At 59.3% G+C, this 15,372-nt stretch carries 15 protein-coding genes; 7 read left to right on the forward strand and 8 right to left on the reverse strand.

Features of this window, described 5'->3' with window-relative positions:
• Positions 1-65: 65 nt before the first annotated feature.
• Positions 66-980, reverse strand: coding sequence for a 3-dehydrocarnitine:acetyl-CoA trimethylamine transferase BcoG (gene bcoG, locus ACR0AD_RS05395; protein WP_209503708.1), 915 nt, complete (start codon positions 978-980; stop codon positions 66-68).
• Positions 981-1,113: 133 nt separating this feature from the next.
• Here bcoG and ACR0AD_RS05400 point away from each other — a divergent pair, with 133 nt between their 5' ends.
• Entirely contained in the window at positions 1,114-2,100 is a 987-nt protein-coding gene (locus ACR0AD_RS05400) for a GlxA family transcriptional regulator (protein ID WP_480485408.1), read from the forward strand.
• 67 nt (positions 2,101-2,167) lie between these two features.
• On the opposite strand, the gene ACR0AD_RS05405 is transcribed toward ACR0AD_RS05400, so the two are convergent.
• From ACR0AD_RS05405 to ACR0AD_RS05415, 3 genes are read right to left on the reverse strand one after another with little or no spacing between them, the layout of a single operon-like run.
• Positions 2,168-3,214: an aldo/keto reductase gene (locus tag ACR0AD_RS05405; protein ID WP_480485406.1), complete on the reverse strand. Its 1,047-nt coding sequence runs from the start codon at positions 3,212-3,214 to the stop codon at positions 2,168-2,170.
• Positions 3,215-3,243: 29 nt separating this feature from the next.
• Entirely contained in the window at positions 3,244-3,702 is a 459-nt protein-coding gene (locus tag ACR0AD_RS05410) for a DNA polymerase III subunit chi (RefSeq protein WP_480480592.1), read from the reverse strand.
• Between the two features lie 4 nt (positions 3,703-3,706).
• On the reverse strand, positions 3,707-5,173 hold the full coding sequence (locus ACR0AD_RS05415; protein ID WP_480485404.1) for a leucyl aminopeptidase: 1,467 nt from the start codon (positions 5,171-5,173) through the stop codon (positions 3,707-3,709).
• A 229-nt stretch (positions 5,174-5,402) separates the two neighbouring features.
• Here ACR0AD_RS05415 and lptG point away from each other — a divergent pair, with 229 nt between their 5' ends.
• From lptG to rsmA, 5 genes are all read left to right on the forward strand, one after another.
• Positions 5,403-6,503, forward strand: a complete 1,101-nt coding sequence (gene lptG / locus ACR0AD_RS05420; RefSeq protein ID WP_480480588.1) for an LPS export ABC transporter permease LptG — start codon at positions 5,403-5,405, stop codon at positions 6,501-6,503.
• Positions 6,503-8,665: an LPS-assembly protein LptD gene (locus ACR0AD_RS05425; RefSeq protein WP_480485402.1), complete on the forward strand. Its 2,163-nt coding sequence runs from the start codon at positions 6,503-6,505 to the stop codon at positions 8,663-8,665. The genes lptG and ACR0AD_RS05425 overlap by 1 nt, the downstream gene beginning before the upstream one ends.
• Positions 8,656-9,909 (forward strand): peptidylprolyl isomerase, encoded by a 1,254-nt coding sequence (locus ACR0AD_RS05430; protein WP_480480584.1) that lies wholly within the window; start codon positions 8,656-8,658, stop codon positions 9,907-9,909. Before ACR0AD_RS05425 ends, ACR0AD_RS05430 begins: the two co-directional genes overlap by 10 nt.
• Positions 9,906-10,871, forward strand: a complete 966-nt coding sequence (gene pdxA, locus ACR0AD_RS05435; protein ID WP_480480582.1) for a 4-hydroxythreonine-4-phosphate dehydrogenase PdxA — start codon at positions 9,906-9,908, stop codon at positions 10,869-10,871. The genes ACR0AD_RS05430 and pdxA overlap by 4 nt, the downstream gene beginning before the upstream one ends.
• A gap of 85 nt (positions 10,872-10,956) precedes the next feature.
• Complete coding sequence (gene rsmA, locus ACR0AD_RS05440) at positions 10,957-11,799, forward strand: 16S rRNA (adenine(1518)-N(6)/adenine(1519)-N(6))-dimethyltransferase RsmA (protein WP_480485400.1); 843 nt, start codon at positions 10,957-10,959, stop codon at positions 11,797-11,799.
• 55 nt (positions 11,800-11,854) lie between these two features.
• On the opposite strand, the gene ACR0AD_RS05445 is transcribed toward rsmA, so the two are convergent.
• The 3 genes from ACR0AD_RS05445 to prfA form a co-directional block, all read right to left on the reverse strand.
• The gene (locus ACR0AD_RS05445; RefSeq protein WP_267364566.1) at positions 11,855-12,448 is read right to left on the reverse strand and encodes a DUF4167 domain-containing protein; all 594 of its coding nucleotides are present in this window, start codon (positions 12,446-12,448) and stop codon (positions 11,855-11,857) included.
• A 239-nt stretch (positions 12,449-12,687) separates the two neighbouring features.
• Positions 12,688-13,533: a peptide chain release factor N(5)-glutamine methyltransferase gene (prmC, locus tag ACR0AD_RS05450; protein ID WP_480485398.1), complete on the reverse strand. Its 846-nt coding sequence runs from the start codon at positions 13,531-13,533 to the stop codon at positions 12,688-12,690.
• Entirely contained in the window at positions 13,530-14,585 is a 1,056-nt protein-coding gene (prfA, locus tag ACR0AD_RS05455; RefSeq protein WP_480481653.1) for a peptide chain release factor 1, read from the reverse strand. The genes prmC and prfA overlap by 4 nt, the downstream gene beginning before the upstream one ends.
• Before the next feature lie 62 nt (positions 14,586-14,647).
• Here prfA and ACR0AD_RS05460 point away from each other — a divergent pair, with 62 nt between their 5' ends.
• A complete protein-coding gene (locus ACR0AD_RS05460; RefSeq protein WP_480480576.1) occupies positions 14,648-14,929 on the forward strand; it encodes a hypothetical protein in 282 nt (93 codons plus the stop codon).
• Positions 14,930-14,944: 15 nt separating this feature from the next.
• Here ACR0AD_RS05460 and ACR0AD_RS05465 read toward each other — a convergent pair whose 3' ends face one another.
• Positions 14,945-15,346 (reverse strand): DUF1499 domain-containing protein, encoded by a 402-nt coding sequence (locus tag ACR0AD_RS05465; protein ID WP_480480574.1) that lies wholly within the window; start codon positions 15,344-15,346, stop codon positions 14,945-14,947.
• Positions 15,347-15,372: the final 26 nt, after the last annotated feature.

Here is a 15,372-nt window from a genome sequence, read left to right on the forward strand (position 1 = left end):
CATGTTTCATCTTTTTAGAAATATTCCGGGGGCTTGGGGGCTGGCCCCCAAAACCCGCGTGTCCATTATTTTGCAACAGGTGCCTGCTTGGTCAGCCCCAGCTTCGCACGGACTTCGTCAGGGCCGATCACGCGCGCGCCCATATTCTCGATGATGGATCCCGCACGTTCCACCAGTTGCCAGTTCTCGGCCATTACGCCCTTGTCCAGCCAAAGGTTGTCCTCAAGCCCCACGCGCACATTGCCGCCCGCGAGAACCGAAGCCGCGACAAACGGCATCTCGTTCCGTCCCAGTGAAAACGCGCTGAAGGTCCAGTCATCCGGCACGTTGTTTACCATCGCCATAAAGGTATTCAGATCATCCGGCGCACCCCACGGTACCCCCATGCACAGCTGGACCAAAGCGTTTGGTGCCAGAATCCCTTCCTTCACCAGTTGCTTTGCAAACCACAGGTGGCCGGTGTCAAAGGCTTCGATTTCGGGCTTCACACCCAGATCAGTCATCATCTTGCCCATGGCGCGCAATGCACCGGGCGTATTCGTCATAACATAATCGGCCTCGGCAAAGTTCATTGTGCCGCAGTCCAAGGTGCATATTTCGGGCAAGCATTCGGCAATATGCGCCACGCGTTCCGAAGCGCCAACCATGTCGGTGCCCTCGGCCACAGGAAACGGGTTTTCAACACCGCCGAATACGATATCGCCACCCATCCCTGCGGTCAGATTCAAAACAGCGTCCACATCAGCGTCACGGATGCGGTCTGTCACCTCACGGTACAAATCCAGCCTGCGGCTTGGCGCACCGGTCTCGGGGTCGCGCACGTGGCAGTGAACCACTGCCGCCCCGGCCTTGGCTGCAGCGATTGCGCTGTCGGCGATCTGCTGTGGTGACCGCGGCACATGCGGGCTGCGGTCCTGCGTTCCACCCGAGCCGGTTACGGCACAGGTGATAAAGACTTCGCGGTTCATTTCCAAAGGCATGGTGTTTTCCCCAGTTTATACCGGCTTGTGCCAAGGGTTTTCCCCAGGCTTTTCCCCGGATTCCGATTTGCGTTCTGACCCGACTCTGGCGCAGCTTTGGAAAACCCACTTGGCAATATGCGAATCAAACTTGATGAAATCCGCAAAAAACATACTGCAACCGGAACACCGCGCCCTGAAAACAGCGGTGCTTGTGCTGGACGAATGCAACACGCTCAGCTTTGCCTCTGCGGTGGATCCGATGCGGGCCGCGAACCGTCTGGCAGACCGCCCGGCCTTTGACTGGGACTATGTGACCGCGACGCCAGAACCCGCAATGCTGACAAGTGCGTTGCAAGTGCCCGGTATTCCACTGGCCCGGCTGCAATCCTGCGACCTGATGATCGTGGTCGCCGGGTTCCAACTGGCCCGCCACGCCACCCCCAGCCTTCTGGCTGGTCTGCGCCGCATCGCCGGCACCGGCGCAACGATGGCAGGCATTGATGGCGGTCCCTGGCTTCTGGCCGAAGCCGGGCTACTGGACGGCCACCTGGCAACAACCCATTGGGAAGACCTCGAAAATTTCGCCACCCGGTTTCCCGAAGTTGATGTGCGCACCGACCGCTTCACCGTTTCGGGCAACCGCCTGACTTCGGGTGGCGCAATTCCGGCTGTCGAGATGATGCTGCACATCATCGCCGCCCGTCACGGCGCGAGTTTCGCCGCGCGTGTTGCGGGCCTGTTCCTTTACGATGGCGCTCCGGACCCTGGAAAACCGCAAAGCCGCACAGGCGCGCCACATCGCCACACAGCACTGACCGCAAAGGCCAACTCAATGATGCAGGCGTCACTGGATGATCCCCTGCCGCTGGCCTATATCGCAGATCGCCTAGGCACCAGCCCGCGGACGCTGCAACAACAATTCCGCCTGCGCCTGAACACGACGCCGCAGGACCACTATCTGCAACTGCGCCTGGCCGAGGCCCGTCGTCTGGTCACCGACACTGATATGCCATTGATGGATGTGGCGCTCGCCACCGGCTTTGCCTCACAATCCAGCTTTGCCCGCGCTTTCCGCACCGCCCACGGTCAATCGGCCCGCGACCTGAGACACGAACGCGCGCATCCCACCCATCACTGACCGGATCCACCTTCATCTGGCCAAAAATATCCCGGGGGCGTCGCCAAAGGCGACGGGGGCAGAGCCCCTAAAACGGCATCGGGTGCGCCCGATGCGCCCTGCTGATCTCGGCCAACACATCCTTGGATAATTCAAGATCCACGCCCGCCAGAATATGATCCAGCTGTGCAACGGTCGTGGCCCCGAAGATTGCCGACATCATGAACGGGCGCGTCCGGCACCACGCCAACGCCATATGCACCGGATCCAGACCATGCCGTGCGGCGATGTCCAGATAAGCTGCAACCGCCTCGAAAACACGACCGGATTTCCGGCCTCCCATCTCAGGCACAAAGGACATACGCGATCCGTCGGGAACGCAGTCATTTTGGTACTTTCCGGTCAGAAAGCCTGCCGCCAACGGGGAAAACGCCATCAGCCCAACATCTTCATGCACACTCAACTCACCCAGGTCGGTGTCAAAATGGCGGCACAGCAATGAATACTCATTCTGCACCGATGCCACGCGCGGCGCCCCCATCTGGTCGGCCAGCCGCAGCCACTGCGCGGTTCCCCAAGCGCTTTCATTCGACAGGCCAAAGGCACGGATATTGCCCTTGTCTACCTGAGCCTGCAATGCCTCAAGGCATTCTTGCATGTTGCTCAGCACTTCATCTGTGTTTTCGCCAGACGGCGCATAATCCCAGTTCTGCCGAAACATATAGCTGCCCCGATTGGGCCAGTGAAACTGATAGAGGTCGATATACCCGGTCTGCAAACGTCGCAAAGACCCCTCAATCGCTTCGGGTATGGTGCGGGCGGTGATCGGCGCACCATCGCGGACAAAGGACAGCCCCGCGCCGGAATGCTTGGTCGCCAGAACATTATCACCCCGGCGGGTAGGATTGGCGGCATTCCAGTTTCCCAAAATCTCTTCGGTGCGCCCGATCGTTTCTTTCGCGACAGGGTTCACCGGATACATTTCCGCCGCGTCGACAAAGTTGATCCCCGCGTCCAACGCCATATCCATCTGCCGGTGCGCATCCGTTTCAGACGTTTGGGAGCCAAATGTCATCGTACCAAGGCACAGATCGCTCACCATAATTCCGGTACGGCCCAAAGGCTTCTTCTGCATCGTCGTATCTCCTGAAAATTGCGGGCCGGTCAGGCTTCGGCCTTTTTCTCCCACCGCCCGGACTCCTCCGACCAGTATTGTGCGGAACATCCGGCATCCGTCAGCGCTTTCCACTGCCCGCGCGCGTGTTGTACAGCCATGTCGTCATTGCCATCGAACAGGATACAAACCCGTTCCAGCGCGGCGACTTCTTCCGCCTCGACCGGCGCTCCATCCACGGCCATGATGCAGGTCGCGCCATTTCCCGCCACGGCGCTGGTGGTCAGCAGGATCGGCTGGTCCGCGTCATGCGGACCGCCTGCGCGACCATGGGGCAGGAACCCGTCCTCGGGTCCCAGCCAAAGTTTTTCATCCAGCCAGTCCATCCGTGCAGGGTCAGTACCCCGCACGGCTATCCGCCACCCGGCTTGCCGCGCCTTGTCCAGCAGCGCAGGCAAGGTGTGCTCCAGCGGCTGGCGGGTCAGGTGGTAGAAATAGACAGCGCCCATATGCCTACTCGAAATTGTCCTGCACAAACCGGCTCAGTGCGCGTACGCCCCAGCCGGTGGCGCCTTTGGGCGCATAAGATGTCTCGTCGGCAACCGAGGCGACCCCCGCAATATCCAGGTGAATCCACGGCGTTTCCTCTTTCACGAAACGCTGCAGGAATTGCGCGGCGGTGACTGAACCCGCGGGACGACCGCCCACGTTTTTCATGTCGGCAATGCGCGATTTCAGCAATTTGTCATAGGCATCGCCCAATGGCATCCGCCAGGCGCCTTCATCCTCGGCCTTGGCAGATTTCAGGAAGGCATCGCAGAATGTGTCATTGTTCGAAAAGACACCAGCATTCTCATGGCCCAACCCGATAATGATCGCACCGGTCAAAGTTGCCAGATCGATCATGCCGACCGGCTTGAACCGTTCCTGCGCGTACCACATCACGTCACACAGAACCAGACGGCCCTCGGCGTCGGTGTTGATGATCTCGACCGTATCACCTTTCATAGACCTGACCACATCACCCGGACGGGTGGCGTTACCTGATGGCATATTCTCGACCAGACCAACCAGCCCCACGACATTGGCTTTTGCCTTGCGCTTGGCCAGCGCGCGCATGGTGCCCGCAACAACTCCGGCTCCGCCCATGTCCATGGTCATCTCTTCCATGCCAGCAGCTGGTTTGAGCGAGATACCACCCGTGTCGAACACTACGCCTTTTCCGACCAAAGCCAGAGGCGCGTCGTCCTTGGCACCGCCATTCCACTGTATCACCACCACTTTCGAAGGGCTGTCCGAGCCCTGCCCGACGCTTAGCAATGTGCGCATCCCCAACTCGGCCAGCTTGTCTTCGTCCAGCACTTCGACCTCAAGACCCAGCTCCTGCATCTCAACCAGACGGTCCGCGAATTCGGTAGTGGTCAAAACATTTGCCGGTTCATTGGTCAGATCGCGCGTCATCCGAACGCCATCAGCAATTGCATAGAGAGGTGCAAAATCTGCCTCGATCTCTACAGGCTTTGCGTGGCTGATTGTCACTGTGCCAGCCTTCTGGCTTTCCTTGGTTTTATGCGCGTCGAATTCATAGCTGCGCAGAACAATCCCCAGTGCCAGATCCTCGGCCCGCGCCTGATTTCCCACCATCACCAGCATGTCCTTGCCGCCTGCCAGCTTAGCCAGCGCCGCACCTGCCTTACGGGCTTCGGCGGCCTCGGGGCGACGTGGCAGAACCAGAACATCCAGCGCCTCAGCCGCCATCCCTGTGGGCCATGCCATCGAGATGACATCACCTGTCTTGGACTTTCTGAAACTCTCGCTTTCAACAAGCCGCGCCAACCCGCCCTTCGTCAGACGGTTTGCCCGGCGGGCTGCCGGGCTCATCTTACCGTCATCCGGAATGATGATGGCGATGCGCCCTTTGGCCTGCGCCATAGCCTCCAGGTCAAATTCCTGAAAACGGATCGGTATCAGACTGCTCATTGTACACTCCTCGAATTCTGTTCCCCAAGACCTAGCCCGCGGGGCACGCATTGACCAGATAGCAGTTTTCCCCGCCTTTCAATTGCATTAAGGTCCCGAAAAAATGACCGGCAGGCTCGGGGGAGAAAGACGTGGTACGAGAGGGCAGGCATACGCCGTCGCGCACAGCATTGCGCAGGCGCGATATCAGCCCGACGCCCCACACTACAGGCGCAGCGGGGTTGTGCCTATGATCCTGGACCGTTATTTCGCTCGCCGGTTCCTGCAAAGTTTCATGGTCATCGGAGGTATTTTCCTGACCTTGATGATTCTCATCGATCTGATCGAACAGATTCGCCGCTTTGACGATTTCGACCTGTCTTTTGCCCAGTTGCTGCACCTCACACTGCTGAATACACCAGCCGCCATCAGCGAAATGCTGCCTTTGCTGGTCATCCTGTCCACCATCGCGCTGTTCGTTGGGCTGGCACGTACGTCCGAACTTGTGGTGACCCGTGCAACTGGCCGCTCGGGCATCCGCGCTTTGGTCGCCCCTGTCCTGTTGTCGCTGATCATCGGCGCTCTGGCCGTTGCACTTTTGAATCCCATCGCAGCGGCCACATCCGAAGAGTTCCGCCGCTTGTCGGATTCATACCGAAACAACGGCAGTTCGGCCCTTTCGATCAGCAGCGAGGGCCTGTGGCTGCGCCAATCCGCCGAGAATGGGCAGGCCGTTATCCACGCCCGGGCCACATCGAACCAAGACAAGCTGCGGCTGGACGGTGTTACCGTCATCACCTTTGGGCGGGATGGCAAACCAACCCAGCAAATTGTTGCGGATCGGGCAGAGTTGGAAGACGGGAACTGGGTTCTGTATCAGGCAAAAACCTGGGCCTTGCAGGATGGGCAAAACCCTGAATCCAATTCAGTTGTGCACGAGCGTCTGGAGCTGCCGACCTCGCTGACCCGACAGCGGATCATGGATACGTTTGGGCAACAGGATTCGGTTTCTGTTTATGACCTGCCCCAGTTGATCAGCGACCTGCGCGAGGCGGGATTTTCGACCAAACAATATGAGGTTTGGCTGCAGGTACAGCTGGCCCGGCCTTTCTTTCTGATCTCGATGGTTCTGATCGGGGCCGCGTTTACCATGCGCCACGTTCGGTTCGGCGGCACAGGGATCGCCGTCCTGACAGCCGTTCTGCTTGGATTTGCCATCTATTTCGTGCGCAATTTCGCGCAAATCCTCGGGGAAAACGGACAATTGCCCATCTATATCGCTGCCTGGGCACCGCCCTTTGCCGCAATTCTGCTGTCTCTTGGTCTGCTACTGCATGCGGAGGACGGCTGATGCGGCATATCGTTCCTGTATTGCTTACAAGTGCACTGGCTTTGTCCGTCCCGGCGGGAACTGCAGCACAGACATCCCAAGGCCAGCCACAACCACAGGGCACACAAGCGCAGCAAGAGCCCGCCTTGCTGGTGGCCGACAAGGTATTCATCACGCCTGAGCGCAAACTTGTGGCTGAAGGCAATGTCGAAGCCTTTCAGGGCGACACCAAATTGTCCGCCCATCGTATCACATATGACCGCGAGACTGGCGAGCTGACACTGGAAGGCCCCATTCGTATCGATCAGGGTGGTCAAACCACCCTGTTGGCGGATTCAGGGCAACTGGACAGCGGAATTCAGAACGGACTGCTGATCGGTGCACGCATGGTGTTTGAACAGCAGGTACAGATCGCCTCGGTTCAGGCGAAACGGGCCGCAGGACGTTATACGCAATTCAGCAAGGTTTCAGCCACATCCTGTCATGTCTGCACCGACGGCAGGCCGCCTCTGTGGCAGATCAGGGCGCGCAAAGTCACGCATGATCAACTGGAACGGCAACTATATTTCGAAGGCGCGCAGCTTCGGGTCCTGGATTATCCGGTATTCTACTTTCCCTATCTGCGCTTGCCCGACCCAACGCTAGAGAGGGCAACCGGCTTTCTGGTTCCTTCGATCCGCAGCACCTCGCAATTGGGCACTGGCGTTCAGGTTCCGTATTTCTTCAAACTTGGCGATCACAAGGACCTGACACTTACGCCTTACGTCTCAGCCAAGACGACAACCCTGGGATACCGCTATCGTCAGGCCTTTGTGAACGGACGCATTCAGGTGGAAGGCGCTTATACACGGGATGATGTGCAACCCGATCAGGATCGCGGCTACCTGTTTGCCACCGGCTGGTTCAATCTGAAGAACGATTTCCGTCTGACCTTCAATCTGGAAACTACATCCGACGATGCCTATCTGGCCGATTACGGCTTGCCGGATCTGGACCGCTTGCGCAGCGAAATCGCACTGGAGCGGATCAAGCGCGATAGTGCGTTCAAAACCGGCCTGATCTACTACAAAACACTTCGGGACAGCGAAAATCAGGACGAAATCCCGTCCCGCGTCTTCGACCTCAACTATGAAAAACGCTATTTTCCCAGCACGCTAGGGGGCGAGGTTCGGCTGGCATTCATCGGTCATGCGCACGAACGCACCAGCGATACAGATGTTGTTGGTCGCGACATGGCACGGGCCACCTTCGATGCCGAATGGCTACGCAGCTGGACTTTCTCATCGGGGTTGCGGGTCGATACCACGCTTGGGGCGTCGGTTGACACTTTCAACATTCGTCACGACAGCAACTACCCCGACAACGTGACCCGATCTACGCCGCGCGCGGCTTTGACTCTCCGTTATCCAATGACCCGGCGCGAGGAATCGGGGGCTGTTCAGTTCCTCGAACCGATTGCGCAGTTCGGATGGACACATGTATCGGACACCGATGTTCCGAATGATGAAAGCACTTTTCAGGAATTCGATCAGGGTAACCTTCTGTCCCTCTCGCGGTTCCCTGCTGAAGATCAGCGCGAGAACAGTGCCACTGGTGTGGTTGGCCTGAACTGGGCCCGGTATGGCGCGGGTGGCTGGCAGGCCCAAGCGACTGTGGGCCAAGTGTTTCGGGCCGACGCCGATCCAAACTTCACGCTGACATCGGGATTGCAGGGCACATCGTCGGATTTGCTGGTGGCCGGGCAGATCAGCACGGCCAATGGCTGGTCACTTGCCGGACGCGGTCTGATCGACGGGGATTTCAGCTTTGTCAAAGCCGAACTGCGCGGCGCATGGGCATCCGAAAATGCCGGCCTTTCCGGCAGCTATATCTGGCAGGAACCGGACCCGGCGGAAAACATCACCGAAGAAATCTCGGAAATTCTGCTTCTCGGACGCTACCAGGTCGATCAGAACTGGCTGACCAATGCTCTGGCGCGCTACGATCTGGCTGAGTCGGAACCGATCCGGTTGGGTCTGGGTGTGACCTATCAGAACGAATGCGTTCGGGTTAACATGTCCGTAAGTCGGCGCTTTACTTCAACATCCACTATTGAGCCTTCGACAGAATTCGGCTTTACCCTTTCTCTGACAGGGTACGCCCTTGAAGGCGGTGGCAAGACATACAAGAGAACATGCAGTTGATATCAGGTTTCTCCAGGTTTCTCCGTTCCGGTTGGCTTAAACCGGTCACACCGGCACTGGTTGCCGCAGTTTTTGCAATCGCGCCTCTTCAGGGAAGCGCGCAAAGCCTGTTCTCACCCGCGATCCGCGTCAATCAGGATATTGTCACCTGGTACGAGCTTGAACAGCGCCTGCAATTCCTGAATGTTCTGGGTTTGCCCGGTGGTAACGAAGCTGACGTCAGGGATGCCCTGATTGATGAAAAACTGCGCAGGCAGGTCATGCGCAGCGCCGGCGTACAAGCGACGCCCGAGGCCGTTCAGCTGGGCATCGACGAATTCGCCTCGCGCGGACAATTGTCATCCGAACAATTCCTGAAACTTCTCGGCGACGCGGGCGTCGACCCTGAAACGGTCCGGGATTATGTCGCGGATCAACTGGCATGGCGCGACTACATCAGCTCGCGCTATCTGTCGCAGGCGCGCCCGACCGAGGATGAGATTGATCGCGCGCTGGGCCAGACGGGCGGTGGCGGATTGCAGGTCCTGCTGTCCGAAATCATTATCCCGGTAAACCCGCAAACGGTTGCCCAGACCGAGCTGTTGGCCGAAGAAATCTCGCGCCTTGAAGGGCAGGACGCGTTTTCTGCTGCCGCCGCTCAGTATTCCGCAGCCGCAACACGGGGTCAGGGTGGACGTCTGGAGTGGCTGAACATCTCGAACCTGCCCCCGGCGCTTCAACCTGTCATCCTGGGGCTTCAGACCGGTGAGATCACCGACCCGATCACCCTGCCGAACGCGGTTGCCCTGTTTCAGATGCGGGGCTTGCGCGAAGTCGCAACCGGCGCTCCGCGCATTTCAAAGTTGGATTATGCCGCCTATTACCTGCCTGGCGGGCGCAGCGCCGAAACCCTTTCGCGGGCCGCGAAGTTGAAAGAAGAAATCGACACTTGTGATGATCTCTATGGCATTGCCAAGGATCAGCCCGCCGAAGTTCTGGACCGGGTCGAAGCCGCACCTTCCGAGGTGCCCGGTGATATTGCCGTGGAACTGGCCAAGCTGGACCGGAACGAAGCGTCGGCGACTCTGACCCGCAACAATGGTCAGACGCTTGTGTTTCTGATGCTGTGCAACCGCACGCGGGATCTGGGCGAAGACACCTCTCGGGGCGATGTCGCCAACGCGCTGGCGCAGCAACGTCTTCAGGCCTTTGCGGCCAGTCTGGTGGAGCAGCTGCGGGCTGACGCTGTCATTACTCAGGAATGATACGGCCCGTCGCGCTCAGCTGCGGCGAACCGGCCGGTATCGGCCCGGAAATCGCGGCCAAGGCGTGGGCTGAACTGCGCGATGCCTGCCCGTTCTTCTATATCGGGGACGCCAGCCACCTGCCAGCAGGCACACCCGTTGCTAAAATCGAACACCCAAGTCAGGTTGCTGAAGCCTGTGGCCGGGCCCTGCCCGTTCTTCAGATGGATTTTCCCGCCGCGAACGTATTCGGCCAGCCGAATCCGGCCAACGCGCCATCGGTGGTTGATGCCATCGAAACCGGTACCGAACTGGTACAGACCGGTGAGGCCGCAGCGCTTTGCACCGCACCGATCAACAAGAAAGCCCTGATTGACGGCGCAGGGTTCACCTTTCCTGGCCATACCGAGTTTCTGGCAGCCCTTTCCGGAACCCGCCGGGTAGTCATGATGCTGGCCAGCGAGCAGTTGCGCGTCGTTCCCGCGACGATTCACATTCCATTGTCACAAGTTCCCGCGGCACTTACCCCTGATCTTCTGCGCGAAACGATTGAAATCACTGCACGCGGTTTGCGTGATCAGTTCGGTATCGCGCATCCCCGGATCGCAGTTGCAGGCCTGAACCCGCATGCAGGTGAAGGCGGCAAGATGGGCACAGAGGAGCTCGACTGGATTGCTCCGATGCTGGCTGATCTGAACCCCGAGGACGCGACGATTACAGGCCCCCACCCTGCGGATACGCTGTTTCACGCAGCCGCCCGCGCCCGCTATGACGCCGCCATCGCCATGTATCACGATCAGGCCCTGATCCCGATCAAGACGCTGGATTTCGACCGGGGCGTGAATGTCACCCTTGGCCTGCCGTTCATCCGTACCTCACCCGACCACGGAACAGCACTGGACATCGCGGGGAAAGGCATCGCCAACCCCTCCAGCCTTATCGAAGCCCTGAAACTTGCCCAACGCATGGTAAAAAGCTCTTGATCCTTCACCTGGCTGAAAATATCCCCGCCGGAGGCACAAAAATCTCGGGCACAGCCCCTTTCACAGGCGCCAAGGTATTCCGATCATGAGCGCTATAGACACGCTTCCCCCTCTGCGCGAGGTCATCGCAACCCACCAGCTTTCGGCGCGCAAATCGCTGGGGCAGAATTTCCTGTTGGATCTGAACCTGACTGCCAAGATCGCCCGACAAGCCGGCGATTTGTCAGAATGCGATGTGCTTGAAATCGGCCCCGGTCCCGGTGGGTTGACACGAGGCCTGCTGTCCGAAGGCGCGCGCAAGGTCGTGGCCGTCGAAAAAGATACACGGTGCATTGCCGCCCTGAACGACATCGCCGCCGCGTATCCGGGTCGGCTTGAGGTGATCAACGGCGACGCACTGGAGATCAACCCGCTTGAATATCTGACACCGCCAATCCGCGTCGCCGCCAACCTGCCCTACAATGTCGGCACCGAGCTGCTGGTGCGTTGGCTGACACCGCCCGAATGGCCCCCATTCTGGCAGAGCCTGACGCTGATGTTCCAACGCGAAGTGGCCGAGCGTATTGTTGCCCAACCCGGTAGCAAAGCCTATGGACGCCTTGCCATCCTTGCCCAATGGCGGGCAGAGGCACGTATCGCCATGTTGCTTCCCCCCGGGGCCTTCACTCCGCCGCCCAAGGTTTCAAGCGCCGTGGTCCACCTGACCGCCTTGCCCGAGCCACGCTATCCCGCCGATGCCGCCACCCTGTCGCGCGTCGTGGCTGCCGCCTTCAACCAACGCCGCAAGATGCTGCGCGCCTCACTCAAAGGCATTGCCCCGGATATCGAAGACCGCCTTCTGGCCGCAGGTATCAAGCCCACGGACCGTGCCGAGCAAGTCCCGCTGGAAGCGTTCTGCGCTTTGGCGCGCGAAGTTAAGAAAACCTGATCAAACGAAAAAGCCCCGAGTTAAACCTCGGGGCTTGGTTCTTTTGACATCGGCTTTATTCTGCCGCCTCCGGTGCGTCCCCCGTGTCGGCAGGAGCATCCTCTTTTGCCTCGGGCGCAGCTTTGGGCTTCCGGGCGCGTGGCTTACGCGCGGGTTTTTCCTTGCGCGGAGCCTCTTCCGGTGTTTCAGCCGCCGGGGTTTCTTTGTTTTCCGGGGTCTCCACCAGACCGCTATCGGGCTCTGAAACTTGCTGAGACAGGTCCATTACATCAGGCTGCGGTGCTTCGGCCGGATCAGCCTGGCGGGTCGCTTCGCGTTCCTGACGTTCGGCACGTTCACGGTCGCGCTCGGCCTGGCGTTCGCGGTTCTGGCGCTCCTGCTCTTCACGGCGCGCGTCAATCTCGCGCTGCGCTTCGCTCAGCATCCGCAGGTAGTGTTCCGCGTGTTGCTGGAAGTTTTCTGCCGCCACGCGGTCATTCGACAGCTGAGCGTCACGTGCCAACTGGTTGTATTTATCAATAATCTGCTGCGGCGTGCCACGGACCTTGCCTTCGGGACCCGAGCTGTCAAAAACCCGGTTTACGACGTTGCCGCCAGAAGGACGATTGCGGTTATTCTTGGCCCGCGAACGGGGTTTGGAAGATCTCATCTTACTTTACGTCAGCCTTATCAATGCGCTGTCGCTCAACCCGTGTTTTGCACTGCTCTAAGGCGTTTGCCGTGACGGGAAGTCGACTTTTTGGGCTTGGCGTCAGGGGTGCGCTGCAACAGCGTCAACCTCGCCGACTAATCCTGAGTAAGCATGTCCTGACGGCGCAGACAAGAGGAATCTCGGATTTTCACCAGCTTTTTTCTACAGGTCGGCGTTTTTTGCCGCAAACCCGCCGCTCATCCCGGCATTCTTGCGCCGACGACACGATCGCGACCGTCAAGATCGGGGATTACCCGGACGTCCACCAACCCAGCGGCATCGAACAAGGCTGACACTTTTGCCGCCTGCGTCGGACCGATTTCGACAAGAATTCGCCCGCCCGCCAACAGAAAATCCGGGGTCGCCGCCGCGATCCGACGATACGCGCCCAACCCGTCCCCCTCATCCGTCAGGGCCATGCGCGGCTCGTGCTCACGCACTTCGGGCGACAGTTCTTCCATCTCACACACTGAGATATACGGAGGGTTGGAAACAATCAGGTCGAATTTGTCTTCAATGTTTTCGAACCAGTTTGATCGAAGGATCTCAATCCGCGTCTCTACCTGATGCTGAACCGCATTGGCACTGGCTTGCAGGCAGGCGGCTTCGCTCAGATCAACACCCACGCCCGTGGCACTGCTGCGTTCGGCCAGAAGGGTTATCAGGATACACCCCGAGCCCAACCCCAGGTCGAGGACATGATCAAATGGTTCGCTCAACGCAGCTTCGATCAGGGTTTCTGTTTCCGGACGCGGATCAAGGACATCCCGGCTGACGCGGAACCTGCGGCCGTAGAACTCCCGCTCACCCAACAGATGCGACACCGGAACCCGGATGGCCCGCAAGGAGATCAACTGGTCATAACGCTCGGCGATTTCGGGCTGTAATTCTTCCGGGGCAATCAATGTCACACGGCTGGCTTCAATCCGTGCAGCATGGGCCAGCAACAGACGCGCGTCGCGTGCCGGATCGTCCACACCGGCCGCACGCAGGCGCGCTGTCGCTGCTACCATGGCCTGTGCCGCTGTTTGCAGACCCGTCATTGTGCCATCTCGGCCAGCAGCCGGGCCTGATCGTCTGCCGTCAGCGCATCAATCACCTCGTCCAGATCGCCCTGCATCACCTGATCCAGCTTATATAGCGTCAGGTTGATCCGATGGTCGGTCATGCGCCCCTGCGGGAAGTTATAAGTACGAATGCGTTCCGAGCGATCCCCCGAGCCCACCTGACTGGCGCGATCTGCCGAGCGTTCGCTGTCAATCCGCTGCCGTTCCAGATCGTACAAGCGCGTCTTCAAAACCTGCATGGCGATCTCGCGGTTGCGATGCTGGGACTTCTCGGAACTTGTCACCACCAATCCCGTCGGAAGATGCGTGATCCGCACAGCCGAGTCAGTCGTGTTCACGTGCTGTCCGCCCGCGCCCGAGCTTCGCATCGTATCGATTCGGATATCATTGGCGTCGATCTGGATGTCTACATCCTCGGCCTCGGGCAGAACCGCCACAGTCGCCGCCGAGGTGTGAATGCGCCCGCCGCTTTCGGTTTCGGGCACGCGTTGCACCCGATGGACGCCGGATTCGTACTTCAGTCGCGCAAAGACATTGTCGCCTTTGATATGGGCTACTACTTCCTTGATGCCGCCCAGATCCGAGGCCTGCTCTTCGATAATCTCGAATTTCCAGCCACGCGCCTCGGCGTAACGCTGATACATGCGCAACAGATCGCTTGCGAACAAAGCGGCCTCGTCCCCGCCGGTGCCAGGGCGAATTTCCAGCATCGCCGGACGGGCATCTGCCGCATCCTTTGGCAACAGTGCCAGTTGGAGCGCGTTTTCCGCCTTGGGGATGCGGGCCTGCAACTCGGGGATTTCCTCCTCGGCAAGCTCTTTCATGTCCGGGTCAGTCAGCATCGCCTGCGCTTCGGCCAGATCCCCCACCAGCTGTCGCCAGGCCATGATCTGATCGACCACAGGCTTGAGGTCGGAATATTCTTTGGCCAGCGCCGCAATATCACCACCCGACGCGCCATCGGCCATGGCAGCTTCGAGGTACTGAAAACGCTGGGTGATCTGTTCAAGACGTTCTTCGGGGATCATCCCGGCGGTGTCTCTCATCCGGGGGCTTTGGTCAAGGGCAACGTCATGCTAAGCTCGCGGCCATGAAACGGGTTTTACTTGCTCTGCTGCTGACAACCACGCCTGCCCTCGCCGATTACATCGGCCCTGACGGCAAGACGCGGGATTGCTATTGCACCGACACATCCGGGTCTCGCATCGAACTGGGTGAGATGATCTGCCTTCAGGTCGACGGACGCATGTTCACCGCACAATGCCAGATGTCCCTGAACGTTCCTATGTGGCGCGAGGTTCAGGAAGGGTGTTTGTCGTCCAAATTACAGAGTGAGCCTTTCGACCCCATAGATTTGGACGATGCGTCCTGACCGTTTGCGCAACGACTAGAATTGCGCCAACCACCCATCGACCCGCGCCCTGTTTACCCCGAAATCCTTGCGGCCAAACCGCAGGCGGCCATGGATGCGCAGCGTGTCGCCGTCCTGCTGTACCGTGGTGTAGTCGGGAAAGCCGATCCATTTCGTGCGGGTAACATAGGTGATCATGCCCTCACTGACCGAACCCGCCAAAACCGTGGTGCGCGGCGTGGCTTGGGCAACCTTGTCAAGACGCTGCAACCCGTCGGGACCGGTTTCAACAACGCGCAACGCACCACCCGGCAAGTTCTGGCTTTCGGGCGAAACCAAAGCGACGTGCCACCGCGCAGGGTCTGACGGTGCCAGCCGGACATAGGCGCCCGCCCCAACCACAAGCGCAACCACTGCCCACAAAGCCATCTTTTTCATCCCGCTCCATCCCTTTTGTGAACCCT

It is taken from the genome of Ruegeria sp. BH8, from assembly GCF_056538065.1.